The following is a 26,230-nucleotide window of genomic DNA, read 5'->3' as shown; positions in this document are numbered from 1 at the left end:
CCTCCGCGCCGCCCCCGGCCCATGTGACGACGGCTGCAGAGGAATGGTCATCGTCCGGTCACATTCCTCGCGCGGACCGGTCAACACCGGCTGTGAGCCTGCTGTGCGCCCCACCCGAACGGGGCGGAACAAGGAGGCTCCCCGTTGTGTCAGCGCTGCTCGTGACGCCCGCACCCGCGCCCGCCCACGCCGCCGTGCCGCCACGGCTCGGACCGGTCACACCAGAGGTGTACCGCGCGTTCCTCGCCGCCCGCTCCACCGGGCCCGACGGCCCCAGCTTCCTCCAACTCCCCGCCTGGGCCCGGGTGAAGGAGGGGTGGTCGCACCAACTCATCGGCTGGGGACCCGCGTCGGGCGAGCTCACCGGCGTGGCCCTCGTGCTGCTCCGCCCCTTCCCCGGCACCCGCAAGTACTTCGCCTACCTCCCCGAGGGGCCGGTCGCCGACTGGGCCGACCCCGACCTCGACGGCTGGCTCGACCCGCTCCTGAAGCATCTGCGGGCCTCCGGCGCGTTCGCCGTACGCATCGGGCCCGGGCCCGACCACCGGCGCTGGACCGCGGCCACCCTCAAGGCGCACACCGGTCCCGGCCGGCGCCTCGGCGACGTCCTCGCCAGCGAGGTCGACCCGCTCGGCTCGGCCGTCGCCGAACGCCTGCGGGCCCGCGGCTGGCGCAAGTGCGGCGGCGACTCCGAGGACGGCGCCGACGCCCAGCCCCGGCACGTCTACCGGGTGCCGCTGACCGGCCGCAGCTCCGACGACCTGTGGAACGGGCTCAACCAGGAGTGGCGGCGCAACATCCGCAAGGCCCGCAAGAGCGGCGTCGAGGTCGTCGTCGGATCGGCGGCGGACCTGCCCGAGTTCCACCGCCTCCTGCGCATCACCGAGGAGCGCGACGGCTTCCGGCTCGGGCGCTCCCTGGCGTACTACGAGCGGCAGTACGCCGTCCTCAACGCCGAGGAGCCGGGGCGGATGAAGCTGTATCTCGCCCGGCACGAGGGGGAGATCCTGGCCGCCCACACCATGGTCACGGTCGGCCGGCGGGTCTGGTACCAGACCGGCGCCTCCGCCGACCACCGCCGCGAGGTCCGCCCCTCCAACGCCCTGCAGTGGCGGATGATGCTCGACGCCCACGCGCTGGGCGCCGACGTCTACGACCTGCGCGGGGTACCCTCCACCCTCGACCCGGACGACCGCGCCCACGGACTCCTTCGCTGGAAGCTCGGCACCGGCGGACAGGTCGTCGAGACCCTGGGGGAGTGGGAGACACCGATGCCCGGCAGGACCAACCACACGCTGTACCGCGCCTTCCAGGCGTACCTGGCCCGCCGATGACCTCGGTCACGCGGGCCGCCGTCGCCGAGCCCCGCGAGCGGACGTCGGTCCTCCGCAGCGGCGCGCTCATGGCGGCCGGCTCGCTGGTCTCCCGCGCCACCGGCTTCGTACGCTCGGCGGTCGTCGCGGCGGCCATCGGCACCGGCTTCGTCGCCGACGGCTACGCGGTCGGCAACTCGGTGCCCACCATCGTCTACATGCTGCTCCTCGGCGGCGCACTCAACGCCGTCTTCGTGCCCGAACTCGTCAAGGCCGCCAAGGAGCACGAGGACGGCGGCGTCGCCTACACCGACCGGCTGCTCACCGTCTGCGTGCTCGCCCTCACCGTCCTCACCGCGGTCGCCGTGCTCGCCGCGCCCGCGATCGTCGACGGCTACACCGACTACACCGGCGCGCAGCGCGACACCACCATCGCCTTCGCCCGCTCCTGCCTGCCGCAGATCCTCTTCCTGGGGCTCTTCACCCTGCTCGGCCAAGTCCTCAACGCCCGCGGCCGGTTCGGCGCGATGATGTGGACGCCGGTCCTCAACAACGTCGTCGTCATCGGCGTCTTCGTCCTCTTCCTCGTCGTGTCGGACGGCGGCGGCCTCACGGCCGGCGAGACCGCGCTGCTCGGCTGGGGCACCACCACCGGCATCGCCGTCCAGGCCCTCGCCCTCGTGCCCTCGCTGCGCGCGGCCGGCTTCCGCTGGCGGCCCCGCCTCGACTGGCGCGGCAGCGGACTCACCGCGCCGCTGCGGGCGGCCGGCTGGCTGGTGCTGCTCGTGCTCACCAACCAGGCCGCGTACTGGGTGACGACGAAGGTCGCCACCGCGGCCGGCCAGCGCGCCGAGGGCGCCGGACTCAGCGCGTACAACAACGCCTATCTGCTGTGGGCCGTCCCGCACGGCATCATCACCGTCGCCCTCGTCACCGCCCTGATGCCGCGGATGAGCGGCGCGGCGGCCGAGGGCGACCTCGCCGCCGTGCGCCGCGACGTCGCCTACGCCCAGCGCACCACCGCCGCGGCCGTCGTCCCCGCCGCCTGCGCGCTGTTCGCGCTCGCGGCACCGCTGCTCGCGACCGTCTTCCAGTACGGGGTGACGGGCGCGGGCGCGGTCCGCTCGATGGCCTGGATCCTGATGGCCCTCGCGCCCGGACTGATCGCGCTGTCCGGCCAGTACGTGTGCACCCGCGCCTTCTACGCGCTGCGCGACACCCGCACCCCGTTCCTGCTCAACCTCGTCATCGCCGGCCTGAACGCGCTGCTCGCGGGCGTCTCGTACGCCGTCCTGCCGGCCCGCTGGGCGGTCGCCGGCATGGCGGCCGGCTACTCGCTCGCGCTGTGGGCGGGCTGGGGGGTCACGGCGTACGTGCTGTCCCGGAGGCTGTGGGGCGTGGCGAGCACCGGCGGTACGGGGGCGGGCGCCGCGCTCGTACGGCTCCTGGCCGCCGCCGTGCCCGCCGCCGCGTTCGGGCTGCTGACCGCCGACCTGACCGCCCCGGCCGGCTCCGTCCCCGCCGGCCTGGCCGGCGCCGCCGTGATCGGCGCCGTCTTCGCGCTGCTCGCCCGCCCGCTGCGGCTCACCGAGGTACAGGCGCTGATCGGGAACGCGACCGGCCGCGTCCGTCGTCTCACCAGGCGGCCCCGATGACCGCCCCCGACCTCGGGATACCCCCCGACCCCGGGGTACCCCTCGACCTCGGGACACTCCACCACCTTGGGATGATCCACAGATGCCACGCGTGCTCCTGATCGAAGACGACCCCTCCGTCCGCGAGGGCGTCGAACTCGGCCTGCGGCGCCGCGGACACGAGGTGCGGACCGCCGCCACCGGCGAGGCGGGCCTCGCCGCGCTCCGCGAGTTCCGCCCCGACCTGCTGCTGCTCGACCTCATGCTGCCCGGCATGAACGGCGTCCAGGTGTGCCGCCGGGTCCGCGAGAGCAGCCAGCTGCCGATCATCATGCTCACCGCCCGCGGCGACGACTTCGACGTGGTGGTCGGCCTGGAGGCCGGCGCCGACGACTACATCGTCAAACCGGCCCGTACCGAGGTCATCGAGGCCCGCATCCGCGCGGTGCTCCGCCGGATCGAGGAGCCGGGCGGCGGGCGGCCCGCCGTGGAGTTCCACGGCGAACTGGCCGTCGACCGGGCCGGCCTCACCGTCGCCAAGAACGGCGAACGGGTCGCCCTCGCCCCTTCCGAGCTGAAGCTGCTGCTCCATCTGACCGCAGCCCCCGAGCAGGTCTTCAGCCGCCAGCAGCTCCTCGAACACGTCTGGGAGCACAGTTTCCACGGCGACGCGCGACTGGTCGACGCGTGCGTGCGGCGGCTGCGGAACAAGATCGAGGACACGCCGGGGGAGCCGCGGTACATCCAGACGCTGCGGGGCTTCGGCTACCGGTTCGGCCCGCTCCAGTGAACATGTACCCAAGGAACATGTGCCCCGTGAGGACCGTTCCTGTGACGACCGATCCTGTGAGGACCGCCGCGTGAAGGCCCATGTCCCCGGTGACGTCGATCGCCCGCCGAGACGGCGCCTGCCGCGCCCCTTCGGGCTGCGCACCCGCCTCGTCCTCGCCTTCCTCCTCGTCGCCGCCGTCGGCTGCGGCACCACCGCCGCGCTGACCTACCGCGCCGCGCGCACCGCGATCCTGGAGCAGACCCAGGACACCGCCGTGTCCGCCTTCCGGCAGCAGGTCGAGACCCTGAACATCCAGCTGCCGGTCGACCGCGACGGGCTCCGCAACGAGCTCCAGCGGATCGCCCGGCAGGGCAAGCCGCGGCCCTGGCGGGTCTACGCGGAGTACGGCGACGTGCGGGTCTCCTCGACGGACCGGCCCGAGTCCAGCGTCCTCAGCCTCGAACTCCGCCGCCTGGCCACCGCCGACGGCACCACCCACGGCAGCTTCCAGCGGGTGGTCAAGGACGGGACGCCCTACCTCACCGTCGCCGTCCCCGCCGTCTTCGGCAACTTCGCCGGCTACCCCGAGAGCCGCCCCACCGGGCTCGTCGTGTACGCGGTGATGGACCTCGGCGTCGAGGAGGCCAACATCGAGGCCATGCTGCTCGCCGCCCGCGACGGCGCGCTGCCCGCGCTGCTCGTGGCGCTCGTCCCGGCGCTGATCGCCGCGCGGGGTGTGCTGCGACCGGTACGGGAGCTGCGGCTCGCCGCCCACAGCATGGGGCGGGGCCGCCTGGACACCCGTATCCACGCCAAGGGGAGCGACGAACTCGCCGACCTGGCACGGACGTTCAACGAGTCGGCGGCGGAGCTCGAACGGTCGGTGACCGAGCTGCGGCGGGCCGAGGCGCGCGCCCGGCGCTTCGCCTCGGACGTCTCGCACGAGCTGCGCACGCCGCTGGCCGGCATGCTCGCGGTGACCGAGGTGCTCGACGAGGACGCGGGCGCGCTCGACTCGGACACGGCGCGGGCGGTGCGGCTGATCAGCGCGGAGACCGGCAAACTGGCCGTTCTGGTCGAGGATCTGATGGAGATATCCCGCTTCGACGCCAAGGCCGCGGAGCTGCACACGGACGAGGTGGACGCGGCGGAGACGGTCCGCAAGACCCTGCAGAACCGGCACTGGACCGACCCGGAGCAGGTGGTCCCGGAGCTGACGGACGGCATCCGCGCGCGGCTCGACCCGCGCCGCTTCGACGTGGTCGTCGCCAACCTGGTCGGCAACGCGCTGCGGCACGGTGCGCCGCCGGTGACGGTCCGGGTGTACGCGGAGGGGGCGGTCCTGGTCACGGAGGTCGCCGACCGGGGGCCCGGCATCCCGGCGGACGTGCTGCCGCACGTCTTCGACCGCTTCTACAAGGCCGACCAGGCCCGTACGCGTTCGGCGGGCAGCGGCCTCGGTCTCGCCATCACCCAGGAGAACGTGCGACTGCACGGCGGCACGGTCGTCGCGGCCGACCGCCCGGACGGCGGCGCCGTCTTCACGGTCAGGATCCCGCTGTGAGCCGCCCGAGCCGCCCGAGCCGCCCGAGCCGCCCGAGCCGCCGGCCTACCCGGCGGGGCCTTGCCGCACTCCTGTGCCTGCCGGTCCTCGCGGCCTGCGGGATCCAGGGCAGCGACGTGGTGGAGGCCGGGGGCCCGGCGCCGGTCACCGTGCAGCCGACGGTCAGCCCGCGCGTCATGCTGTTCTTCACCGGCAAGGACGGGCGGCTGATGATGGCCGTCCGGCCCGTCGGCTTCGTCCCGGACCCCGAGTCGGACTCGGGGTCGGGCACCGGCCGCACGGTGGAGCCCACCTTCCCGGCCGACGGCTCCTACCGGGTCGCCACCGACAAGGTGCTGAGCGCGCTCCTGGAAGGCCCGACCGCGACCGAACGCGCCGCCGGGCTCACCACCCGCCTCAGCTTCCACGGCCGTGGCGAACCCCACGTCACGACGTCCGAACACGACACCCCCCGCGAGCTCAACCTCCGGGTCGGGGTCCGGGTCCGCGACCTGGACCCCGTCGCCGTCCAGCAGTTGGTGTGCACCGCCGCGTACGCCGAGAGGTTCGGCACCGGGATCCCGGTCGTCGTCTCCGGCACGGACGGCGCTCTGCCCGCGATGAGCTGCGAGGTGTCGTAGGGCCCGTTACGGGGCGCTCACCAGCGCCGCCACCACGCGCCGTACCGCCGGGCGCGGGTCGGGTGCGCCCGGCCAGGTGGTCATGAGGAGGTGGTGGGCGGTGCCGACGAGGGCGAGGGCGGCCGCGGCCGGGTCGAGGCCGGCGGGGACGCGGGCCAGGGCGCGCTCGGCCGTCAGATAGGCGGCGATCGCGGCCTCGATCGCGGCGAAGCCGGGGGCGCCGGACTCCAGGGCCTCGCGGACGCGGGCCGCGGCGGCGGGGCGGGAGAGGACGAGGCCCGAGACGGCGGGGCCGTCGGAGGCGAAGAGGGCCAGGACGACGGCGTCGAGGTTGCCGGTGACGGTGCCCCGGCCGGCGAGGCCTTCGAGGGCACGGGCCCGTTCGGCGGTGCGGGCGAAGCGGTCGAGGCAGAGCTCGGCCACGAACTCGTCGAAGCCCGCGAAGTGCGCGTGCAGCAGGCCCTTCGCGCAGCCCGCCTCGGTCGTCACGGAACGGCTGGTGAGCGCGCCGGGGCCGTCCCGTTCCACGACCCGCTCGGCGGCGGCGAATAGGCGCTCGCGCACGTCGGGGGTCGCCACTCCACGCGGTGACATCAACGTCCTCCCTCTGCTCTCCGACCTCCCTGGATCGTAATCGGGATTGCCAGTATGGGCACACGCCCATACTGTTTGGGCAAGCGCCCATTCTTGGGCGTCCGCTCGCGTCGTCACGGGAGGAAGCCATGCCGGAGACCGTCAACACGACCCAGGAGCAGGCCTGGAACGGCCCCGAAGGCGCCCACTGGGCCCGCCACCAGGACCGCTGGAACGCCGTCAACGAGGGCTTCGACGAGCCCCTGCTCACCGCCGCCGGCATCGCCGACGGCCACCGCACCCTCGACATCGGCTGCGGCGCCGGCCAGACCACCGTCCTCGCCGCCCGCCGCGCCGCGCCCACCGGCCGGGCCCTCGGGCTCGACCTGTCCGGGCCGATGCTCGCCGAGGCCCGCGCCCGAGCCGCCCGCGAGGGGGTCGCGGGCGCCGTCTTCGTCCAGGGCGACGCCCAGACCCACCCCCTGGAGGCCGGCGCCTTCGACGCGGCGATCAGCCGCTACGGCGTCATGTTCTTCGCCGACCCCGAGGCCGCCTTCCGCAACATCGCCCGTGCCCTGCGCCCCGGCGGCCGCCTCGCCTTCGTCTGCCCGGCCGAACCCGAGCTCAACGACTGGCTGGTCGCCATGACCTCACTGCGCGAGCTGCTGCCGGTCGGCGACCTGGGCACCCCGGGGCGGCCCGGGATGTTCTCGCTGTCCGCCCCCGACCGCATCCACGCGGTCCTCACCGCCGCCGGTCTCACCGGCATCGCGGTCGACCGGGCCGACGCCCACGGGAACTGGGGCGCCGACGCCGAGGACGCCGCCGCGTTCCTGCTGCGGTCCGGACCGGGACAGCACGCCATGGAGCAGGTCGACCCGGCCGCTCAGGACCGCGCCCGCCACGCCCTCACCGACCACCTCCGCGCCCACGAGACCGCGGACGGAACGGTACGGCTGCGCAGCGCGTCCTGGCTGGTCACGGCGACCATGCCCTGAGAGAGCGTCTAGGCAGGGCCCCTGGGCGGGGCCCCTAGGCGAGGCCTCGAAGGTCCGCGAGCACCGCGTCCGTGAACGGCGGCCACGCCTCGATCGCCCACGGCCCGAAGGCCCGGTCCGTCAGCGCTACGCACGCGGCCCCGGCCTCCGGGTCGATCCACAGGAAGGTGCCCGACTGCCCGAAGTGCCCGAAGGTCCGCGGCGAGGACGTGGCACCGGTCCAGTGCGGCGACTTGCCGTCGCGGATCTCGAAGCCGAGGCCCCAGTCGTTGGGCCGCTGGTGCCCGTAGCCCGGCAGGATGCCGGTCAGACCCGGGTACGTGACGGTCATCGCGTCCAGGACCGTGCGCGGGTCGAGCAGCCGCGGCGCCTGCACCTCGGCGGCGAAGCGCACCAGGTCGTCGACGGTCGACACCCCGTCCTTGGCGGGCGAGCCCTCCAGGGCGGTGGCCGTCATGCCCAGCGGTTCCAGGACGGCCTGGTGCAGATACTCGGCGAAGGGGATGTCGGTCGCCTTGGCGACCAGATCGCCGAGCACCTCGAAACCGGTGTTGGAGTAGATCCGGCGGGTGCCCGGGGCGGCCGTCACCCGGTTCTCGTCGAAGGCGAGCCCGGAGGTGTGGGCGAGCAGATGCCGCACGGTCGCGCCCTCGGGCCCGGCCGGCTCGTCGAGGTCGATCGCCCCCTCCTCGTACGCCACGAGCACCGCGTACGCCGCGAGCGGCTTGGTGACGGAGGCGAGCGGGAAACGCCGGTCGGTGGGGCCGTGGGACCCGGCCAGGGTGCCGTCCGCGCGGACCACGGCGGCCGCCGCGTGGGGGACGGGCCAGTTCTCGATCGACGCCAGGCTGGGCAAGCTGCTCTGCATGCTGCCGAGCCTACTTGCTTGGAGTGCACTCCAACGTTTTAGCGTGGAGGCCATGAGCGTGATCGAGAGCACGAGCACGGGCACGAGTACGGGCACGAGTACGAGCACGAAGACTGTGGCGGCTCCCGCACAGGAGCGGTTCACCATCAGCGAGGTCGCGGCCCTCACCGGACTCACCGCGCACACCCTGCGCTGGTACGAGCGGATCGGCCTGATGCCGCACGTGGACCGGTCCCACACCGGCCAGCGCCGTTTCGGCCGGCGCGACCTGGACTGGCTCGCCTTCGTCGGCAAGCTGCGGCTGACCGGCATGGCGGTCGCCGACATGGTCCGCTACGCGGAGCTGGTGCGCGAGGGTGCCCACACCCACGACGAGCGGCGCGCCCTCCTGGAGGCCACCCGGGACGACGTCGTCACCCGGATCGCCGAACTCCAGGACGCCCTGGCCGTGCTCGACCTCAAGATCGATCACTATGGCACCGTCTGCGGAGGCATCTCTTCATGAGCACACTGCACGGCAAGATCGACATCGTCCCGCTCGGCGGCGCCGGGGGACCCTGGATCGGCGTCCAGGGCTTCGGCGCCATGGGCATCAGCGAGTTCTACGGCGACACCGACGAGGCCGCCGCCCGCGACACCCTCGAAGCGGCCCTGGAGGCCGGCGTCAACCTCATCGACACGGCGGACGCGTACGGCCACGGCGCCAACGAGGAGTTCCTGGCCCCGTTCCTCGCCGCACACCGCGACGAGGTCGTCCTCGCCACCAAGTTCGCCCTGGAGCGGCGCGTCGACGACCCCGCCTACCGGGGCATCAACAACGACCCCGCCTACATCCGCAAGAGCGTCGAGGGCAGCCTGCGCCGCCTCGGCGTCGAGACCATCGACCTCTACTACATGCACCGCCGCGACCCGGCCGTACCGTTCGCCGAATCCGTCGGCACCATGGCCGAGCTGGTCAAGGAGGGCAAGGTCCGGCAGCTCGGCCTGAGCGAGGTGACCGGCCCCGAGCTGCGCGAGGCGTACGCCGTCCACCCGATCGCCGCCCTCCAGTCGGAGTGGTCGCTGTTCTCCCGCGACGTGGAGCACAGCGCGGTCGGCGCGGCCGCCGAGCTCGGCGTGACCTTCGTGCCGTACTCGCCGCTCGGCCGCGGCTTCCTCACCGGCTCCTTCGCCGACGCGTCCAAGGAGCTCACGGCCGGCGACTACCGGCGCAGCCAGCCGCGCTTCAGCGGCGAGAACGCCGAGCGCAACGCCGCCCTGCTGGAGCCGGTCCGCGCCATCGCCGCCGCCCATGACGCGACGCCCGCGCAGATCGCCCTCGCCTGGGTGCAGCAGCGCGCCGACGTCCACGGCCTCGACGTCGTCCCGATCCCCGGCACCCGCAAGCGCGTCCGCCTCCTGGAGAACGCCGCCGCCACGCGGATCAAGCTGTCGGACGCCGACCTCGCCGCTCTGGAGCCGATCGCCGGACTCGTCGCCGGCGACCGCTACCCGGACATGCGCTCCACCTCGGCCGCCCGCGAGGGCTGAGTCCGGCGTCGGGCCCCTCACGCGAGGCCCAGCGCGAAGACCGCGAAGCCCGCCGCCAGGACGCCCGCGGCCGCCCGCAGGCCCGTGCCGGTGCGCGTCCACGGGGACTCGAAGCCCCGTGCGTAACGGCCGATCAGGACGAGCAGACCGGCGAAGACCGGCATCCAGGCGAGGCGCGCCAGGATCCAGGCCACCGAGTCGGGCGCGCCGACCAGACCGGTGACCTCGCCCGCGTAGGAGGCGGGGATCGCGGCGGCGAGCATGGCCGTCTGGTGCCAGCACAGGATCGTCATCGCCGACAGGTTGATCACGACCACCGGCGCCCACAGCGCCGGCCGCTTCAGGAGCCGGCCGAAGCGCTCGCGCAGCAGGATCGCGGCGCCGCTCTGCGCGGCGGCGAGGGCGAGCACCAGGAGCGACGGCGGGTGGGAGTTGGTGCGGGCCTCGCCGGGGACGCCGACCATCGAGGCCGGGTAGCCGAACCAGACGAGGAGTACGGCGAACAGCGCGGCCCCGCCGAGCAGCAGCCCCCACGCGTGCCGGCGGCCGACCCGGCCCTCGCCCCACGAGACGCCGAGCTGATACGCGAACAGCCAGCCCGGCAGGATGTTGAGCACGCTCAGCCAGGACGGCATCGCGTCGGCGTACGGGCCGTAGCGCAGGAGGTCGACGACGGCGACCGAGCCGAGCAGCGGCGCCGCCGCCCACGCGCCGAGCCGCCGGGCGACCCGTACACAGAACGGTGTGAGCGCGGTGACCACCACGTACACGCCCACGAACCACAGCGGCTGGACGACCAGCGTGGACGCCGTCCGCAGCGTGTCGGACGGCACCCCGAGGCCGTAGTGGAGGAGGGGCAGCAGCGCCGCCCACACGGCGGTCACCCCGAGCACCGGACGGCCGAGCCGGGCGATCCGGCCGCCCAGCCACGCGCGTGTGGAGCCCTGGTGGCGGCGGAAGGAGAGGACGGAGGCGTAGCCGCCGACCAGGAAGAAGATGCCGAGCATCTGGAGGATCCAGCTGACCGGCGCGAGGCCGCCGAACGCGGACAGCGGGCTGGCGTTGTGGATCGCGCCGTCGGCGGAGCGCGTGAAGCCGCCGAGCAGCCAGTGCCCGGTGGGCACGGCGAGCAGGGCGAGGGCGCGCAGCCCGTCGATCGCGCGGTCGCGGTGGGCGGGCGTACGGGCCTCGATCGTCGCGGCGGCCTGGGCGATCGTCTTCGTCGCCTTCATCGGACGTCACCCCGGGCGATCGCGGCGAAGGCACGGAGGGAGGCGGTGCCGGGCGCGAAGTAGCCGTCGTGGCCGTCGGCGTCCCCGGCGGGCACGATCCGGGCGCCGAAGACGGGGTCGGTCGGGTCGGTGCCGTGCCCGAGGCCCGCGAACGAGACGTTCGGCACCCGGTCGATCCAGTCCGTCGGATCCTTCGCGGCCCACACCCGGGCGCCGGTGTTCAGCGCGGCCACGTCGTCGGCGCGCATCCCGGGGGAGGCGACGGCGACCAGGTCCTTGGCCTTGATCCGGTGGGCGGCGAGCCCGCACACCACCGAGCCGTAGCTGTGGCAGAACAAGGCGGGCTCGGGCGCGTCGGCCGTGCGCAGCCCCGCCAGGAAGCCGGTGAGGCGTGCCGCGCCCGCCTCTGCGAGGTCCCCGGAGGCGGCGTCCAGGCCGACCCCCACGGGGGTGGTGTAGCCGGCCCAGGCGACGACGGCGGTCCGCCCGCCGGCCGCCTCGCGCAGTGCCGTCGCCTTGCGCACCAGCCCGTCGAGGTGCCCGGCGTCGGTGTCCGAGCCCGGCACGACCACGGCCACGTGCGCGGCCCGCGCCAGGTCCCCGTACACGAGGACGACCTGACCGCGGCCCCTCGGGTCGTAGGCGAGGACCTGCTGCCCGGCGTAACGCCCGTCCGTGGCAAGGGCGTTCGCCCGGTAGCGCAGGGCGAGCGGAGCGCCGTCCAGGTTCCCGACCACGCCCGGGTGGGACCGCACGAGCTCCTGCTGCCGCTCCTGGCTCAACCCCTGGAAGAAATCAGAGACCTGAGAGGGCGTCAGTCCGGCCGGGTCGGGGAGCCCGGCGGCCCGCCACGCCTCGGTGCCGGCCGGCGCCCCGGTGACGGGCTGCTGGCTGTTCCCGGACGCCCAGCCGGCGGTCCCGGCCACCACGGTCGCGGTGAGCGCGGCGGCGACCAGGGTCCTCGTGAAGCGGCGCATGCGGCGGCCCTTCCTCTCTCTCGTCGTTGGCGAGAGGAAGGTAGGAACGCGATGGGTGACCGGGCGTCACACCGGGGCGCCAACCCCGGACTGATACCGGGGTAGGGGCGGGACGAGGGGCCGGCCCGAGACCGGGGGTGGGGTAAACCCCCGGGGGCGTACCGTAGTTCGCTACGGCGCGCCGGGCGTGACCAGGCCGGACTCGTACGCGAAGATCACCGCCTGCGCCCGGTCGCGCAGGTCCAGCTTGGCGAGCACCCGCCCGATGTGGGTCTTCACCGTCTGCTCCGCCAGGACCAGATGGTCGGCGATCTCCTGGTTCGACAGGCCCCGGGCGATCAGCTCCAGGACCTCCGTCTCGCGCGGGGTCAGCCCGTTGAGGCGCAGCGCCGCCCGGTCGGCGCGCGGCGCGGGCCGGGAGGCGGTGAAGTCGGCGATCAGCCGCTTGGTCACGGAGGGCGCGAGCAGTGCCTCACCGCCCGCGACCACCCGTACCGCCGCGATCAGATCGGCCGGCGGCGCGTCCTTGAGGAGGAAGCCGGAGGCACCGGCGCGCAGCGCCTCGTACACGTAGTCGTCCACGTCGAAGGTGGTGAGCATCAGCACCTTCGGCCGGTGCACCACCCCCGGCGGTGGGCTGAGGATCTCGCGGGCCGCCGCGAGCCCGTCCATCTCCGGCATCCGGACGTCCATCAGGACCACGTCCGGGTGCGTGGAGCGCGCCACGTCCACGCCCTGCCGCCCGTCCGGTGCCTCGCCCACCACGTCGATGTCGCTCTGCGCGGAGAGCAGGGCGGCGAACCCCGCCCGCACCATGGCCTGGTCGTCGACGATGATCACGCGGATGGTCACGGGGCGCCCTTCGAGTCGGTCGAGTCGGTCGAGTTGTTCGAGATGGACGAGACGGTCGAGTCGGCCGCGTCGGTGAGCGGCGGCTCGGTCGGGGGCCGCCCGGCCGGCGGCTGCTCGGCCAGCGGCAGCCGGGCGGCGACCCGGAAGCCCCCGTCCGGCAGCGGCCCGGTGTCGAGCGAGCCGCCGGTCAACCGTACGCGCTCACGCATCCCGACGAGCCCGTGACCGGTGCCCGTCCCGCGCTCGACCGGCGAAGCCGGCTCCGTGGCCGGTCCGTTGACGACCAGGACCGTCAGCCAGCCGCCGGCGTCGTCGGCGCGCACCGACACCCGGGTGGTGGCGCCCGGCGCGTGCCGCACCACGTTCGCCAGGGCCTCCTGGACGATGCGGTACGCGGAGAGGTCGACCGCCTGCGGCACCTCGCCCAGGTCCGCGGCGAGCGCCAGCTCGGCCGGCACCCCGGCCCGTACCGTCGCCTCCACCAGCTGCTGCAACCGGTCGAGCCCGGGCTGCGGCGCCCGCTCGCCCTCCGTGCCCTCGCTGCGCAGCACCGCGAGCAGCCGCCGCATCTCGGCCAGCGACTCGCGCGCCCCGCCCGCGATCGACGCGAACTCCTCGACGGCCGCGTCCGGCAGGCCGGGGATCCGGTACGGCGCGGAGTCCGCCTGCACGGTGATCACCGACATGTGGTGGGCGACCACGTCGTGCAGCTCACGGGCGATCCGGGCACGCTCCTCCAGGAGGGTCCGGCGGGCCCGTTCGGCCTCGCTGATGGTCTCCTGCTCGACGAGCCGGCGCTCCGCCTCGCCGCGCCCGCGCAGGGTCGAGGTGAGCAGCAGCACGATCCCGCTGAGCACGAAGAGCAGCACGATGACGCCGTCGCCCGGCCGGCCCGGCGAGATCGCCTCGAAGACGGCGCCGGCGAAGCCGGTCATCAGCCACACGCCGAGCAGCGCGCGCCGGGACTCGCGCAGGCCGAGCGCGAACATCAGGAAGAGATAGCCGATCACCACCATGGGCGTCCACGGCCAGGGCAGTTCGTGGTGGTCGTCGGCGACGAGCATCGCGAAGCCGCCGGCCACGTCCGCCGTGAAGATCACCCACCAGGCCTGCAATGGCCGGGACACGGCGAGCAGCAGCGGGGTGGCCTGCGCGGTGGCGAGCGCCCCGGCGATCGGCCCGTTGACGTGGTAGTCGTTCACGAGCACGACGATCGTCACGGGCAGCAGGACCGCGACGAGGGCGAGCGCGACGAGGTACGGCAGCCACCGCACCCAGGGCGAGGCGGCGCGCGCGAGCAGCGCCTCGCCGTGCGCGGTGGGCGTGGTCAGGGCGGTCCCGAGGCCGGTGAGCAGCTTGCGGGCCCGGGCCCCGGCCTGTCGTGGCATGCGCGGCGATCGCCGCCGGTCTTCTTCCTTCATGGCCCGCCCAGGGTAGGCAGCGGCCGCGCGCCGGTACGTCATACCGGGGTGTGGGGCGCGGGGTCATACCGGGGTACGAGGGCGGGGCCGCCGGTCGGGGGCCGGGCGCCGGTCGGGCCGGGGCCGGGCGGGGGCCTGATCCTTGAGGGGGCTGCCCGGGCTACAGCTCCGCGAGCAGCTCCGCCTTCTTCGCGGAGAACTCCTCGTCCGTCACCAGACCGGCCTGATGCAGCTCACCGAGGTGGCGGATCCTTTCTGCGACCCCGGCCGGATCCCGCGGCCGCACCGCGACCGCCGGCACGCGCTCGGTCGCGCCGCGGATCGCGGCCAGGACGGACGCGGCGAACGGCAGGGACTCGTGCACCGGCCCGTAACCGAGGCCGAAGACGACGGAGGCCGGGTCGTGGTCGGGCTGCACCGGGCGGGTGTCGTGGCCCTCCCGGCGGACGAGCCGCAGATAGCCGTCCAGGACCTCCGGCGAGCGCCACTCGACACCGCTCAGTTCGCGCACCCGGAAGGTCTGGTCGCCGGCCTTCCACTTCTCGGAGGACGCCCCGGTCCAGAACCAGCGGAAGCCGATCTCGCCCTTCCCGTCGAAACTGGCCTTCCCGTCGTACGCCTTGAAGGACTGCGGCCCCTCGGGCGCCGCCACGAGGAAGCCGTCCGCCGGACCCAGGTCCTGATACGGCGCGATGGCGGTGCGCAGCTCGTCGCGGTAGTACTCGGCGAGGGTCTCGCGCTCGGCGGGCAGGACGAGGCGGTACGGGTCGCTGCCGTCCTTGAGCTGCCCGGCCGCCGCCTCCATCAGCGGATCGGCACCGGGCCGCGGCTGGGCGTGCAGCACGACGGTGCCCCGCTTGCCCGGGGCGAGCGTCACCGAAGCCAGCGCCTCGTGCGGAACGCGCCGCTCGCGCAGCGCGTTGAGAAGCCTCGGCGTACGGATCCCCCGTTCGAAGCGGATGACGACTGCGTCGTGCTCGAACTCCCAGGTGGCATGAATTCCGGCCAGCGCATCACCCATACGCCTCATCGTATGTGGCGTATGCCCCGACGTCGCCCCTTCGCAACCACCGTAAATCCGCCGTGATCTACGCGCGTCAGGCGGCTGCCCCGCCGAAGATTCCGTCGAGACAAGCGCTGTCGGCGCTCGCGCAGGTCAGCGCGCCGTACGCGCCGACGCCTATCGCGGCGAAGTTCGCCAGGCTGCGGGTGCCGGGCTCGAAATAGCCGGTGTGCCCGGCCGCACCGGCCGCCGAGAGCAGCCGCGCCCCGAACGCCGGGTCCACCGGATCGGTGCCGTGCCCGACCCCGCCGAGCTCCAGGTGGGGCACGTCCGCGATCCAGTCGTCGGCGTCCCGCATGGCCCAGACCCGGGCCGGGGTGCGCAGGTCCTCGGCGCGCTCGGCCCGCATGCCGGGGCTGCCGGCCACCACCACGTCGGTGACCCGGGCGGGCAGCCGGGGCGCGGCGACCCCGCACAGCACGGAGCCGTAACTGTGGCAGAAGAGGGTGACGCGGGAGTCGCCGGGCAGCGCCGCGGTCAGGTCGACGAGCCGCACCGCGCCGCTCGCGGCCAGCCGGCCGATGGCGGCCTCGACGCCCACGCCCACCGGCGCGGTGTAGTCGGCCCACGCGATGACGGCGGTACGCGCGCGTGGATCGGCCCGGCGCTCGGCGGCGTAGAGCGCGTCGGCCATGCCGGCGGGCGCCGAGTAGCGGCGCGCGGTCTTCTGGAAGGTCAGCAGATTGGTGTCGACACCGGGCACGATCACCGACACCCGGCGGGCCCGTGCCAGGTCGCCGAGCACCTCGGCGGTCCGCCCCGTACCGGTCGGGTCGAAGGCGAGGATCTGCCGGCCGGGCCGCATCAGGCTGGTGAAGCGGTGCACCCGGCGCAGCGCCTCGTGGCGCCCGTCGGCGCTGAGCCGCGGGTCGTCGACCCTGCCGCGCTCGGCGTCGAGCGCCCGGGCCAGCGAGACCCGGTTGGCGCGGTAGCGCAGGGTGACGGGCGCGCCGTTGAGGTTGCCCACGACGAGCGGGTGGGTGTCGGCGAGCGCGGCCCCCCGGGCGGGCCCGACGGCGGCGAAGAACGCGGCGATCGTACGGGCCGGGGACGCCGGGTCCGGCAGCGCGCGGCCGCCGGTCCGGCCGTGCGTCCACGCGGCGAGCGCCTCCTCCCGGGTCGGTCCTGGCGTGCGCTGATGCCGGATCGTGGTCCACCCGGTCGTCGCGAGGAGCACGAACACCACGGCGAGCGCGAGCAGCATCCGCCAGACGGTGAGGGTGGGGGAGGAGTCGAAGGAAGACATCGGGCGCCACCCTAGGGGGCGCCGGAGGGCGCCCGTGTCACGAGTGACGCGGATCACGGTCGGGGTGGGGCGGGTGGTGACGGTGCGTGCGCGGGGGCGTACGCGACGCACGGGTGGCGGGGGTGAGGGTGGGGGTGGTGGGCGTGCGGGCGGTGGCGGTGGTGGGCGTGGGGGCGGTGCGGGTGCGGGCCCGGTCCGGGCTCAGGCGCGCCAGCGCGGAGCGAGGGCGGCGCCGAGGTGGTCGAGATAGCGCTCGGTCAGCGCGCGGATCGACTCCAGGGTCTGCTCCTCGCCGCGTCCCCACAGACGGCCGGTGACCCGCATGACCCCGCCGAAGGCGGCGGTGGCGATCCGGGGGCGCGGGTCCTCGTCCACGTCCAGGCCCTCGCGCTCGGCGATCAGCCGGGCGATCCGCTCCTCGACCTCGGCGGAACGGCGCAGATGGGCGGCGAACAGCGCGGGCGTGGACTCGATGAGGTGGTAGCTGCGGATGTAGAGCTCGACGGGGACGACCTCCTCGATCGCCTCGCCGATCGCGTCCCAGGCACCCAGGACCGCGTTGCGCATCGCGTCGAAGGGTCCCTCCGCCGGCGGGCGTTCCCCGAGCGCGCGGACGAAGCGCTCCTCCACCATCTGCTGGACGGCGAGAGCCACGTCCTCCTTGGTGGCGAAGTAACGGAAGAAGGTGCGCTGGGAGACGTCGACGGTGTCCGCGATCTCGTCGACGGTGGTCTGCTCGTACCCCTGGGTCGTGAAGAGCTCCAGGGCGGCCCGGATCAGGGTGTCGCGGGTGCGCTGCTTCTTGCGCTCGCGCAGCCCGGGCGCGGTGGTCACGTGTCGATCCTCTTTCCGCCACTTCTTCCGGGCCAGGCTACCTGTGAGGTACGTGACAGTTACCGTCGTGTGAATCGCTTTGTCAATTGTCAGTGACTGTCTTTAGCCTGCTGCCATGACTAGTCAGATCACCATGGAAAAGACCCCGCAGGGTCAGGGGGGTGACCGGACCCAGGACGGGACCCCGGTGAAGGGACTGCGCGGTCACCCGTGGCTGACCCTGTTCGCGGTCGCGGCGGGCGTGATGATGGTCGCGCTCGACGGCACGATCGTCGCCATCGCCAACCCCGCCATCAAGGAGGACCTGAACGCCTCCCTGGCACAGGTCCAGTGGATCACCAACGGCTATCTGCTCGCGCTGGCCGTCGCGCTGATCACCGCCGGCAAGCTCGGTGACCGCTTCGGGCACCGGCAGACCTTCCTCATCGGCATCGCGGGCTTCGCCGCCGCCTCCGGCGCGATCGGGCTGTCGGGCTCGATCGGGCTCGTGATCGCCTTCCGTGTGGTGCAGGGCCTCTTCGGCGCGCTGCTCATGCCGGCCGCGCTCGGTCTGCTGCGCGCCACCTTCCCGGCCGAGAAGCTCAACATGGCCATCGGCATCTGGGGCATGGTCATCGGCGCCTCGACGGCCGGCGGCCCGATCCTCGGCGGTGTGCTCGTCGAGAACGGCGACTGGCAGTCCGTCTTCTTCATCAACGTGCCGGTCGGCGTCCTCGCGCTGGTCCTCGGTCTGGTGATCCTCAAGGACCACCGCGCCGAGAACGCCCCGCGCTCCTTCGACGTCTTCGGCATCGTGCTGCTCTCCGCCGCGATGGGCGCCCTGATCTGGGGCATCGTCAAGGCCGGCGAGTCCTGGGGCTGGGGCGACGCCAAGACCTGGGGCTGCCTGCTCGGCGCGGTGGTGCTCTTCGCGGTCTTCGCCGTGTGGGAGACCAGGGTCGCCGAGCCGCTGATCCCGCTGAAGATGTTCCGCTCCGTGCCGCTGTCGGCCGGTGTCGTCCTCATGGTCCTGATGGCCTTCGCCTTCATGGGCGGCCTGTTCTTCGTGACCTTCTACCTCCAGGGCGTGAAGGGCCTCAAGCCGGTCGACAGCGGTCTGGCGCTGCTCCCGCTGACCGGCATGATGATCGTCTCCTCGCCGCTGGCCGGCGCGCTGATCACCAAGTTCGGCCCGCGCGTCCCGCTGGTCGGCGGCATGGTGTGCACGGCCGTCGCGATGTTCGGCATGCTCACCCTCGACGCCGGTACGGGCGGCGTCGCGATGTCGCTGTGGTTCGCGCTGCTCGGCCTGGGCCTCGCCCCGGTCATGGTCGGCGCCACCGAGGTCATCGTCGGCAACGCGCCGCTGGAGCTGTCCGGCGTGGCCGGCGGTCTGCAGCAGGCCGCGATGCAGGTCGGCGGCGCGCTCGGCACGGCGGTGCTCGGCGCGGTCATGTCCTCGAAGGTGTCCAGCTCCTTCGGCGAGAACTGGACGGCCGCCCACCTGCCCGGGCCCGTCGATCCGCGCCTGGAGCAGGCCGCCGAGTTCGGCATGGTGCCGCCGGAGCTGGCCAAGGCGCCGGGCATGACGCCCGAGAGCCTCCAGGTCATCGGCAAGGTCATCCACGACACCTTCCTGGACGGCATGGGCCTCGCCTTCACCGTCGCCGGTGTCGTCGCCGTCGTCGCGGCCCTCGTCGCCACCCTCACCAAGCGCGGTGAGAACGCGGAGGCGGGCGCGGGCGCGGCCCACATCTAGGGTCCGCGTCCAGGGCTCGCCCGGCTCTCAGGGTTCCCGTAGGGGGCCGTCACCCGTTCGCGTGAACGGGGGCGGCCCCTCTTCCATCTCCCTCGACCCTCCGCCATGCTCTTGATTACAGAGAGTTACGAAACGGGGGTTCACCTGCATGTATACGAAGACGCTGCTCACCCTGGGCGTGGTCCTGACCGCCCTGCTCGCGATCCCGGCCCAGGCGGCCGCACCGAGCGGCACCGGCACCGCCCTCGGTGCCTGCGGGCCCGGTCAGCTGTGCCTGTGGCCCAAGGCCGACTTCAAGGGCAAGGCCCAGGCGCACGAGCTGACCGCGGTCGACATCGAGAGCTGCACCGCCCTGCCACCCGGGACGAGCGCCCAGTCCCTGGCCAACCGGACCGGGCGGCCGGTCACCACCTACCAGTCCGCGGAGTGCGCGGAGACCGGGGAGTTCGAGACCTATCCGGGGAAGGGGGTGTGGGTGCCCCAGTCTCCCTATCAGGTGCGGGCCTTCAAGATCTGGGAACGGTAGGCAGCGGAAGTTCGGGAGCGTCCGGGTCGGGCGGCGACGGGGGCGAGAGGCGCGCGACCTCGGCCCGCAGCGCCCGCACCTCGGCGGTCAGCGCCACCAGGAGTTCGGTCTGCCGGCGCTCGGCCTCGTCGTCCCGGTCGAAGCGGGAGATGAACCAGGCGGCGATGTTCGCGGTGACCACACCGAGCAGGGCGATCCCGGACAGCATCAGGCCCACCGCGAGCACCCGGCCCAGGCCCGTCGTCGGGGCGTGGTCGCCGTAGCCGACCGTGGTCATCGTGGTGAAGGACCACCAGACCGCGTCGCCCAGCGTCTTGATGTTGCCGTTCGGGGCGTTCCGCTCCACGTGCAGCACGGCCAGCGAGCCGAACATCATCAGTCCGACGACGGCGCCCGCCACATAGGTGGTGAGCGTTATCTGCGGGGCCATCCGGGCCCGCCGGCCCACCAGGAGGAGCGTGGAGACCACCCGGAGCAGTCGCAGCGGCTGCACCATCGGCAGTATCACCGCGAGCAGGTCGAGCAGATGCCCGCGTACGAAGGCCCACCGGTCCGGGGCGAGCGCCAGCCGGACGAGGTAGTCCAGGGCGAACGCGCCCCACACCGCCCACTCCACCCAGGCGCACCACTGGTGCACCCAGGCGTCGGCGTCCGGGGTGACGATCGGGACGGCGTAGGCGATCCCGAACGCCACCGCGAGCGCCAGCAGTGGCGTTTGGGTGCGTTGCTCCCAGCGTTCCTTCATGCCGGGCATCGTAGGCGGGCCCGCGCCCCTTCAGGGGCACGGGCTACCGTCCGACCAGCCACGACGCGCCCGCGCGCCGCGGCTGGGGCAGGTCTTCCGCGCTGCCGCCCGGGCGGGCTACGCGTCGCCGCCCGCCGTGCCGGGGTCGGCCGCCGCGACGTCCAGGAGGCGGTAGCGGTCCACGGCCTGCTTCAGGGCCGAGCGGTCCACCTTGCCGTCCCGGGCCAGCTCGGTCAGCACCGCGAGCACGATCGACTGGGCGTCGATGTGGAAGAAGCGGCGGGCCGCGCCGCGGGTGTCCGCGAAGCCGAAGCCGTCCGCGCCGAGCGAGGTGTAGCGGCCCGGCACCCAGCGGGAGATCTGGTCCGGCACCGAGCGCATCCAGTCGGAGACCGCCACGAACGGGCCCTGGGCGTTCTGCAGCTTGCGCGTCACCCACGGCACGCCCTGCTCCTCGTCCGGGTGGAGCAGGTTGTGCTCGTCGACGGCCACGGCCTCGCGGCGCAGCTCGTTCCAGGAGGTGGCGGACCAGACGTCGGCGCGGACGTTCCAGTCCTCGGCGAGGATCCGCTGCGCCTCCAGGGCCCACGGCACGCCCACGCCGGAGGCCATGATCTGCGCCGGGACCGCGCCGGACTCGCCGCGCCGGTAGAGGTGGAGGCCCTTGAGGATGCCCTCGACGTCCACGTCCTCCGGCTCGGCCGGGTGCTGGATCGGCTCGTTGTAGACCGTCAGGTAGTAGAAGACGTCCTCGGCCTCGGGGCCGTACATGCGGCGCAGACCGTCCTTGACGATGTGCGCGATCTCGAAGCCGAAGGCCGGGTCGTAGGCGACACAGGCCGGATTCGTGGAGGCGAGGAGGTGGGAGTGGCCGTCGGCGTGCTGGAGGCCCTCGCCGGTCAGCGTGGTGCGGCCGGCGGTGGCGCCGAGCACGAAGCCGCGGGCGAGCTGGTCGGCCATCTGCCAGAACTGGTCGCCGGTGCGCTGGAAACCGAACATCGAGTAGAAGACGTACACCGGGATGAGCGGTTCGCCGTGGGTGGCGTAGGCCGAGCCGGCGGCGATCAGCGAGGCGGTGCAGCCCGCCTCGGAGATGCCGTCGTGCAGCATCTGGCCGGTCGGCGACTCCTTGTAGGAGAGCAGCAGTTCGCGGTCCACCGCCTCGTACTGCTGGCCGAGCGGGTTGTAGATCTTGGCGCTCGGGAAGAAGGAGTCCATGCCGAAGGTGCGGTACTCGTCCGGCGCGATGAGCACGAAGCGGCGGCCGATCTCCTTGTCCCGCATCAGGTCCTTGAGCAGCCGCACGAAGGCCATCGTGGTGGCGATCTGCTGCTGGCCGGAGCCCTTCTTCACCGCCGCGTAGGTCTTGTCGTCCGGCAGGACCAGCGGCTTGGAGCGGACCACGCGGGTGGGCACGTACCCGCCGAGCGCCTTGCGGCGGTCGTGCATGTACTGGATCTCCTCGGAGTTCCGGCCCGGGTGGTAGTAGGGCGGCAGGCCCTCCTCCAGCTGCTTGTCCGTGATCGGGATGTGCAGCCGGTCGCGGAAGCGCTTCAGGTCGTCGACCGTCAGCTTCTTCATCTGGTGGGTGGCGTTGCGGCCCTCGAAGTTCGGGCCGAGCGTCCAGCCCTTGACCGTCTTGGCGAGGATCACCGTCGGCTGGCCCTTGTGGGCCTTGGCCGCGGAGAAGGCCGCGAAGATCTTCTTGTGGTCGTGGCCGCCGCGGCCCAGGTGCAGGATCTGGTCGTCGGACATGCCCTCGACCATCGCCCGCAGCCGCTGGTCGTCACCGAAGAAGTGGTCGCGGATGTAGGCGCCGGTCTCCGTCGCGTACGTCTGGAACTGCCCGTCCGGCGTGGTGTTCATCTTGTTGACCAGGATGCCGTCCCGGTCCTGCGCGAGCAGCGGGTCCCAGGAGCGGTCCCAGATCAGCTTGATGACGTTCCAGCCGGCACCGCGGAAGACCGACTCCAGCTCCTGGATGACCTTGCCGTTGCCGCGCACCGGGCCGTCGAGGCGCTGCAGGTTGCAGTTGACGACGAAGGTCAGGTTGTCGAGGTTCTCCCGGGCCGCCAGGGTCAGCTGGCCCAGCGACTCCGGCTCGTCCATCTCGCCGTCGCCGAGGAAGGCCCACACGTGCGACTTCGAGGTGTCGGCGATGCCGCGCGCCTCCATGTAGCGGTTCATCCGGGCCTGGTAGATCGCGCCGAGCGGGCCGAGGCCCATCGACACGGTCGGGAACTCCCAGAAGTCCGGCATCAGCCGCGGGTGCGGATAGGACGACAGCCCGTTCGGGAACCGCGACTTCTCCTGGCGGAAGGCGTCGAGCTGGCTCTCGTTCAGCCGGTCGAGGAGGAAGGCGCGGGCGTAGATGCCGGGGGAGGCGTGTCCCTGGAAGAAGATCTGGTCGCCGCCGTCGCCCTCGTCCTTGCCGCGGAAGAAGTGGTTGAAGCCGACGTCGTAGAGGGAGGCGGAGGACGCGAAGGTGGCGATGTGGCCGCCGACGCCGATCCCCGGACGCTGGGCGCGCGAGACCATCACGGCCGCGTTCCAGCGGGTGGCGTTGAGGACCTTGCGCTCGATCTCCTCGTTGCCGGGGAAGAAGGGCTCGTCCCGGGTGGCGATGGTGTTCACGTAGTCCGTGCTGCGCATCTCCGGCACGGCGACCCGCTTCTCACGGGCCCGCTCGATCAGCCGCAGCATGAGGTAGCGGGCCCGCTCCCGGCCCCGCTCGTCGACGGCGGCGTCCAGGGAGTCCAGCCATTCCCGGGTCTCTTCGGGGTCGAAATCCGGGACCTGGCTGGGAAGGCCGCCAATGATGATCGGGTTGCGATCGGATGCGGAAGCCACGCTGTTCCTTCGCTGGTCGGTGGAGCCCAGGGGGACGGAAGACCCCGCAGGGGCCGGGATGCTCATCGTGTACCCCGCCGACGGCAAACGTCATCTTTACCGAGCGGTAACCCTCGCGGGGTACCCACGGGCGTTCTAGTCCGGTCAAATCGCAACCTTACGCCCATCCCGCGCATGCGTTCCGGCAGTACGTTCGGCAGACTGAAGCCGCAGAGACCCACAATGCGGGACGAAGCGTGCAGGACTCGTCACGGAACGCGACGGGCGTTCGCCGGAGGTTGCGGCGAGACGGCCCCAAACGTCACCGTTTCGGCGGTCTCATCGGCCGGGTACTTGCGCGATCCGCCCCGGCACGTGTGGACTACGGCCAGCGCCGCGCGCCCGCGCGTGGTGAGGCATTTTCCGATACATGAGCAGGAGGCAAGCCGTGAGCGCGACCGCGGACCACGCGGAGGAGCGGACCAACCCGGCAGCGAGGCTGGGGTTCGAGCCCGGACAGGTGGTCCAGGAGATCGGCTACGACGACGACGTCGACTTCGATCTCCGTGAAGGCATCGAGTCCCTTATCGGCCAGGAACTCGTGGACGAGGACTACGACGACGTCGCCGACGCCGTACTGCTGTGGTTCCGCGACGAGGACGGTGACCTGACCGACGCCCTGGTGGACGCCATCGGCTTCCTTGAGGACGGCGGCCAGATCTGGCTGCTGACCCCGAAGACGGGCCGCGACGGCTACATCGAGCCGAGCGACATCAACGATGCCGCGCAGACCGCTGGTCTCACACAGAGCAAGAGCATCAGCGTCGCCAAGGACTGGGTCGGCACCCGACTCGGCACCCCGAAGCGCTGATCACCCACGAACACTGCGCGGAGCCCCCGCCGGACCCGTTCCGGCGGGGGCTCCGCGCATCTCCCCACGCGACGGCAATAAGGTGGGTTTCACCGTTTCGGCCCAAGAGCTGGGCCGCCGGCGAAGGGATGCGTACGGGATGGCGATCGAGATCGGCGCACAGGCCCCCGACTTCGAGCTGAAGGACAACCACGGCCGCACCGTGCGGCTCTCCGCGTTCCGCGGCGAGAAGAACGTGCTGCTGTTCTTCTACCCCTTCGCCTTCACGGGTGTGTGCACCGGCGAGCTGCGCGTCCTGCGCGAGCGGGCCGGCGAGTTCGTCAACGACGACACCCAGCTGCTCGCCGTCTCCGCCGACTCCATGCACACCCTGCGCGTCTTCGGCGAGCAGGAGGAGCTGGAGTTCCCGCTGCTCTCCGACTTCTGGCCGCACGGCGAGGTCTCCCGCGCGTACGGCGTGTTCGACGAGGACAAGGGCTGCGCGGTGCGCGGCACCTTCGTCGTCGACAAGGCCGGCGCCGTCCGCTGGTCCGTCGTCAACGCCCTCCCGGACGCCCGCGACGCCGACGCGTACGCCAAGGCCCTCGCCGCCCTCTGACGGGCCCCGCGGACCCCCGGACGGGCCCTGTCCGGCCAACACTCGGGTGAAACGTCTGTTTCGACTGGGAACCCGTCACTAGGATCCACACGTTGATCCGATGACAACGCACGACTGGGGGCGCTGCCCCTGGAAACCAATGGAGGGACTCGTGGGAGTCAGCCTCAGCAAGGGCGGCAACGTCTCGCTGACCAAGGAGGCCCCGGGCCTGACCGCCGTCACGGTCGGTCTGGGATGGGACGTCCGCACCACCACCGGTACGGACTTCGACCTCGACGCCAGCGCCATCCTGGTGAACGAGGCGGGCAAGGTCCGCAACGACCAGGACTTCGTCTTCTTCAACAACCTGAAGAGCGCGGACGGCTCCGTCGAGCACACCGGTGACAACCTGACCGGTGAGGGCGAGGGCGACGACGAGCAGGTCAAGGTCAACCTGGCCGGGGTCCCGGCCGATGTCGCCAAGATCGTCTTCCCGGTGTCGATCTACGACGCCGAGAACCGTCAGCAGTCCTTCGGCCAGGTGCGCAACGCGTTCATCCGCGTCGTGAACCAGGCCGGCGGCGCCGAGATCGCGCGCTACGACCTGTCGGAGGACGCCTCGACCGAGACCGCCATGGTCTTCGGCGAGCTGTACCGCAACGGCGCCGAGTGGAAGTTCCGCGCGGTCGGCCAGGGCTACGCCTCCGGCCTGCGCGGCATCGCGCAGGACTTCGGCGTCAACGTCTGAGCCGCGCACCCGACACCGTCCGGCGCCGCACACTTCGTGCGGCGCCGGACGTGCCTGTACGGCCTGTACGGCCTGTAGAGAGAAACACCTGACCGGGGAGGAACCATCGTCATGGGCGTCACGCTCGCCAAGGGAGGCAATGTCTCCCTCTCCAAGGCCGCACCCAACCTCACCCAGGTGCTCGTGGGTCTCGGCTGGGACGCGCGCTCCACCACCGGAGCCCCCTTCGACCTCGACGCCAGCGCCCTGCTGTGCCAGTCGGGGCGGGTGCTCGGCGACGAGTACTTCGTGTTCTACAACAACCTCACGAGCCCCGAGGGCTCCGTCGAGCACACCGGTGACAACCTGACCGGCGAGGGCGAAGGCGACGACGAGTCCCTGATCGTCGACCTCACCCGGGTGCCGGCCCACTGCGACAAGATCATCTTCCCGGTCTCCATCCACGAGGCGGATAACCGCGGCCAGACCTTCGGTCAGGTGAGCAACGCCTTCATCCGCGTGGTGAACCAGGCCGACGGGCAGGAACTCGCCCGGTACGACCTCTCCGAGGACGCCTCCGGCGAGACCGCGATGATCTTCGGTGAGCTGTACCGCTACAACGGCGAATGGAAGTTCCGGGCCGTGGGACAGGGGTACGCGTCCGGCCTGCGCGGCATCGCTCTAGACTTCGGGGTCAACGTTTCGTAAAGCCGCGAGTAT

Annotated in this window: 25 protein-coding genes; 14 read left to right on the top strand and 11 right to left on the bottom strand. The window is 72.7% G+C overall.

Annotation, left to right across the window (positions count from 1 at the left end; all coding sequences use genetic code 11):
* The first annotated feature begins 155 nt into the window (after positions 1-155).
* The 5 genes from AB0M18_RS13600 (at position 156) to AB0M18_RS13580 (ending at position 5,903) form a co-directional block, all read left to right on the top strand.
* Positions 156-1,334, top strand: coding sequence for a peptidoglycan bridge formation glycyltransferase FemA/FemB family protein (locus tag AB0M18_RS13600; protein WP_365757626.1), 1,179 nt, complete (start codon positions 156-158; stop codon positions 1,332-1,334).
* Positions 1,331-2,968, top strand: a complete 1,638-nt coding sequence (murJ, locus tag AB0M18_RS13595) for a murein biosynthesis integral membrane protein MurJ (RefSeq protein ID WP_365757255.1) — start codon at positions 1,331-1,333, stop codon at positions 2,966-2,968. Before AB0M18_RS13600 ends, murJ begins: the two co-directional genes overlap by 4 nt.
* Before the next feature lie 82 nt (positions 2,969-3,050).
* On the top strand, positions 3,051-3,737 hold the full coding sequence (locus AB0M18_RS13590; RefSeq protein WP_265862108.1) for a response regulator transcription factor: 687 nt from the start codon (positions 3,051-3,053) through the stop codon (positions 3,735-3,737).
* A 70-nt stretch (positions 3,738-3,807) separates the two neighbouring features.
* Positions 3,808-5,283 carry a HAMP domain-containing sensor histidine kinase gene (locus AB0M18_RS13585; protein ID WP_365757252.1) on the top strand — a complete coding sequence of 492 codons (1,476 nt, stop codon included), beginning with the start codon at positions 3,808-3,810 and terminating at the stop codon, positions 5,281-5,283.
* Positions 5,280-5,903 (top strand): hypothetical protein, encoded by a 624-nt coding sequence (locus tag AB0M18_RS13580; protein WP_365757250.1) that lies wholly within the window; start codon positions 5,280-5,282, stop codon positions 5,901-5,903. Before AB0M18_RS13585 ends, AB0M18_RS13580 begins: the two co-directional genes overlap by 4 nt.
* Positions 5,904-5,909: 6 nt before the next feature.
* On the opposite strand, the gene AB0M18_RS13575 is transcribed toward AB0M18_RS13580, so the two are convergent.
* Positions 5,910-6,497: a TetR/AcrR family transcriptional regulator gene (locus AB0M18_RS13575; protein WP_365757248.1), complete on the bottom strand. Its 588-nt coding sequence runs from the start codon at positions 6,495-6,497 to the stop codon at positions 5,910-5,912.
* Positions 6,498-6,625: 128 nt separating this feature from the next.
* On the opposite strand from AB0M18_RS13575, the gene AB0M18_RS13570 reads away from it, so the two are divergent.
* Positions 6,626-7,474 carry a class I SAM-dependent methyltransferase gene (locus tag AB0M18_RS13570; RefSeq protein ID WP_365757246.1) on the top strand — a complete coding sequence of 283 codons (849 nt, stop codon included), beginning with the start codon at positions 6,626-6,628 and terminating at the stop codon, positions 7,472-7,474.
* 34 nt (positions 7,475-7,508) lie between these two features.
* On the opposite strand, the gene AB0M18_RS13565 is transcribed toward AB0M18_RS13570, so the two are convergent.
* Positions 7,509-8,342 (bottom strand): serine hydrolase domain-containing protein, encoded by an 834-nt coding sequence (locus AB0M18_RS13565; RefSeq protein WP_365757244.1) that lies wholly within the window; start codon positions 8,340-8,342, stop codon positions 7,509-7,511.
* 52 nt (positions 8,343-8,394) lie between these two features.
* Here AB0M18_RS13565 and AB0M18_RS13560 point away from each other — a divergent pair, with 52 nt between their 5' ends.
* A complete protein-coding gene (locus AB0M18_RS13560; protein WP_365757242.1) occupies positions 8,395-8,847 on the top strand; it encodes a MerR family transcriptional regulator in 453 nt (150 codons plus the stop codon).
* Positions 8,844-9,872: an aldo/keto reductase gene (locus AB0M18_RS13555; protein ID WP_365757240.1), complete on the top strand. Its 1,029-nt coding sequence runs from the start codon at positions 8,844-8,846 to the stop codon at positions 9,870-9,872. The genes AB0M18_RS13560 and AB0M18_RS13555 overlap by 4 nt, the downstream gene beginning before the upstream one ends.
* A gap of 17 nt (positions 9,873-9,889) precedes the next feature.
* Here AB0M18_RS13555 and AB0M18_RS13550 read toward each other — a convergent pair whose 3' ends face one another.
* From AB0M18_RS13550 to AB0M18_RS13520, 7 genes are all read right to left on the bottom strand, one after another.
* Entirely contained in the window at positions 9,890-11,104 is a 1,215-nt protein-coding gene (locus AB0M18_RS13550; protein ID WP_365757238.1) for an acyltransferase, read from the bottom strand.
* Entirely contained in the window at positions 11,101-12,081 is a 981-nt protein-coding gene (locus tag AB0M18_RS13545) for an alpha/beta hydrolase (protein ID WP_365757236.1), read from the bottom strand. Before AB0M18_RS13545 ends, AB0M18_RS13550 begins: the two co-directional genes overlap by 4 nt.
* Before the next feature lie 171 nt (positions 12,082-12,252).
* Entirely contained in the window at positions 12,253-12,933 is a 681-nt protein-coding gene (locus tag AB0M18_RS13540) for a response regulator transcription factor (RefSeq protein WP_365757234.1), read from the bottom strand.
* A complete protein-coding gene (locus tag AB0M18_RS13535; RefSeq protein WP_365757232.1) occupies positions 12,930-14,354 on the bottom strand; it encodes a sensor histidine kinase in 1,425 nt (474 codons plus the stop codon). Before AB0M18_RS13535 ends, AB0M18_RS13540 begins: the two co-directional genes overlap by 4 nt.
* Before the next feature lie 160 nt (positions 14,355-14,514).
* Entirely contained in the window at positions 14,515-15,384 is an 870-nt protein-coding gene (locus AB0M18_RS13530) for a DUF4429 domain-containing protein (RefSeq protein WP_365757230.1), read from the bottom strand.
* A gap of 67 nt (positions 15,385-15,451) precedes the next feature.
* On the bottom strand, positions 15,452-16,663 hold the full coding sequence (locus AB0M18_RS13525) for an alpha/beta hydrolase (RefSeq protein ID WP_365757228.1): 1,212 nt from the start codon (positions 16,661-16,663) through the stop codon (positions 15,452-15,454).
* 201 nt (positions 16,664-16,864) lie between these two features.
* Positions 16,865-17,497 carry a TetR family transcriptional regulator gene (locus AB0M18_RS13520; protein WP_365757226.1) on the bottom strand — a complete coding sequence of 211 codons (633 nt, stop codon included), beginning with the start codon at positions 17,495-17,497 and terminating at the stop codon, positions 16,865-16,867.
* A gap of 115 nt (positions 17,498-17,612) precedes the next feature.
* On the opposite strand from AB0M18_RS13520, the gene AB0M18_RS13515 reads away from it, so the two are divergent.
* Together AB0M18_RS13515 and AB0M18_RS13510 are read left to right on the top strand one after the other, a co-directional pair.
* The gene (locus AB0M18_RS13515) at positions 17,613-19,235 is read left to right on the top strand and encodes an MFS transporter (protein ID WP_365757224.1); all 1,623 of its coding nucleotides are present in this window, start codon (positions 17,613-17,615) and stop codon (positions 19,233-19,235) included.
* A 148-nt stretch (positions 19,236-19,383) separates the two neighbouring features.
* Entirely contained in the window at positions 19,384-19,761 is a 378-nt protein-coding gene (locus AB0M18_RS13510) for a peptidase inhibitor family I36 protein (RefSeq protein ID WP_365757222.1), read from the top strand.
* On the opposite strand, the gene AB0M18_RS13505 is transcribed toward AB0M18_RS13510, so the two are convergent.
* Together AB0M18_RS13505 and aceE are read right to left on the bottom strand one after the other, a co-directional pair.
* Positions 19,742-20,506 carry a potassium channel family protein gene (locus tag AB0M18_RS13505; protein WP_365757220.1) on the bottom strand — a complete coding sequence of 255 codons (765 nt, stop codon included), beginning with the start codon at positions 20,504-20,506 and terminating at the stop codon, positions 19,742-19,744. The genes AB0M18_RS13510 and AB0M18_RS13505 overlap by 20 nt on opposite strands.
* Positions 20,507-20,623: 117 nt before the next feature.
* Positions 20,624-23,356 carry a pyruvate dehydrogenase (acetyl-transferring), homodimeric type gene (gene aceE, locus AB0M18_RS13500; RefSeq protein WP_365757218.1) on the bottom strand — a complete coding sequence of 911 codons (2,733 nt, stop codon included), beginning with the start codon at positions 23,354-23,356 and terminating at the stop codon, positions 20,624-20,626.
* 427 nt (positions 23,357-23,783) lie between these two features.
* Here aceE and AB0M18_RS13495 point away from each other — a divergent pair, with 427 nt between their 5' ends.
* The 4 genes from AB0M18_RS13495 to AB0M18_RS13480 all read left to right on the top strand — a co-directional run bounded on the left by AB0M18_RS13495 (position 23,784) and on the right by AB0M18_RS13480 (position 26,218).
* On the top strand, positions 23,784-24,206 hold the full coding sequence (locus AB0M18_RS13495; RefSeq protein WP_265862089.1) for a DUF3052 domain-containing protein: 423 nt from the start codon (positions 23,784-23,786) through the stop codon (positions 24,204-24,206).
* 139 nt (positions 24,207-24,345) lie between these two features.
* Entirely contained in the window at positions 24,346-24,804 is a 459-nt protein-coding gene (locus AB0M18_RS13490) for a peroxiredoxin (RefSeq protein ID WP_365757216.1), read from the top strand.
* Positions 24,805-24,955: 151 nt separating this feature from the next.
* Complete coding sequence (locus AB0M18_RS13485; protein ID WP_265862087.1) at positions 24,956-25,531, top strand: TerD family protein; 576 nt, start codon at positions 24,956-24,958, stop codon at positions 25,529-25,531.
* 111 nt (positions 25,532-25,642) lie between these two features.
* Positions 25,643-26,218 carry a TerD family protein gene (locus AB0M18_RS13480; RefSeq protein WP_365757213.1) on the top strand — a complete coding sequence of 192 codons (576 nt, stop codon included), beginning with the start codon at positions 25,643-25,645 and terminating at the stop codon, positions 26,216-26,218.
* Positions 26,219-26,230 lie beyond the last annotated feature (12 nt).

Source organism: Streptomyces sp. NPDC051909 (assembly GCF_040681095.1).
Taxonomy (GTDB): domain Bacteria; phylum Actinomycetota; class Actinomycetes; order Streptomycetales; family Streptomycetaceae; genus Streptomyces.
This window is presented reverse-complemented; position numbering and strand designations above follow the sequence as displayed.

Bases quoted from the DNA above. Each gene is read 5' to 3' on its own strand.
- murJ (WP_365757255.1), top strand. From the start codon at position 1,331: ATGACCTCGGTCACGCGGGCCGCCGTCGCCGAGCCCCGCGAGCGGACG.
- AB0M18_RS13590 (WP_265862108.1), top strand. From the start codon at position 3,051: ATGCCACGCGTGCTCCTGATCGAAGACGACCCCTCCGTCCGCGAGGGC.
- AB0M18_RS13575 (WP_365757248.1), bottom strand. From the start codon at position 6,497: ATGTCACCGCGTGGAGTGGCGACCCCCGACGTGCGCGAGCGCCTATTC.
- AB0M18_RS13570 (WP_365757246.1), top strand. From the start codon at position 6,626: ATGCCGGAGACCGTCAACACGACCCAGGAGCAGGCCTGGAACGGCCCC.
- AB0M18_RS13565 (WP_365757244.1), bottom strand. From the start codon at position 8,342: ATGCAGAGCAGCTTGCCCAGCCTGGCGTCGATCGAGAACTGGCCCGTC.
- AB0M18_RS13560 (WP_365757242.1), top strand. From the start codon at position 8,395: ATGAGCGTGATCGAGAGCACGAGCACGGGCACGAGTACGGGCACGAGT.
- AB0M18_RS13555 (WP_365757240.1), top strand. From the start codon at position 8,844: ATGAGCACACTGCACGGCAAGATCGACATCGTCCCGCTCGGCGGCGCC.
- AB0M18_RS13550 (WP_365757238.1), bottom strand. From the start codon at position 11,104: ATGAAGGCGACGAAGACGATCGCCCAGGCCGCCGCGACGATCGAGGCC.
- AB0M18_RS13545 (WP_365757236.1), bottom strand. From the start codon at position 12,081: ATGCGCCGCTTCACGAGGACCCTGGTCGCCGCCGCGCTCACCGCGACC.
- AB0M18_RS13535 (WP_365757232.1), bottom strand. From the start codon at position 14,354: ATGAAGGAAGAAGACCGGCGGCGATCGCCGCGCATGCCACGACAGGCC.
- AB0M18_RS13530 (WP_365757230.1), bottom strand. From the start codon at position 15,384: ATGAGGCGTATGGGTGATGCGCTGGCCGGAATTCATGCCACCTGGGAG.
- AB0M18_RS13525 (WP_365757228.1), bottom strand. From the start codon at position 16,663: ATGTCTTCCTTCGACTCCTCCCCCACCCTCACCGTCTGGCGGATGCTG.
- AB0M18_RS13515 (WP_365757224.1), top strand. From the start codon at position 17,613: ATGACTAGTCAGATCACCATGGAAAAGACCCCGCAGGGTCAGGGGGGT.
- AB0M18_RS13510 (WP_365757222.1), top strand. From the start codon at position 19,384: ATGTATACGAAGACGCTGCTCACCCTGGGCGTGGTCCTGACCGCCCTG.
- AB0M18_RS13505 (WP_365757220.1), bottom strand. From the start codon at position 20,506: ATGAAGGAACGCTGGGAGCAACGCACCCAAACGCCACTGCTGGCGCTC.
- AB0M18_RS13490 (WP_365757216.1), top strand. From the start codon at position 24,346: ATGGCGATCGAGATCGGCGCACAGGCCCCCGACTTCGAGCTGAAGGAC.
- AB0M18_RS13480 (WP_365757213.1), top strand. From the start codon at position 25,643: ATGGGCGTCACGCTCGCCAAGGGAGGCAATGTCTCCCTCTCCAAGGCC.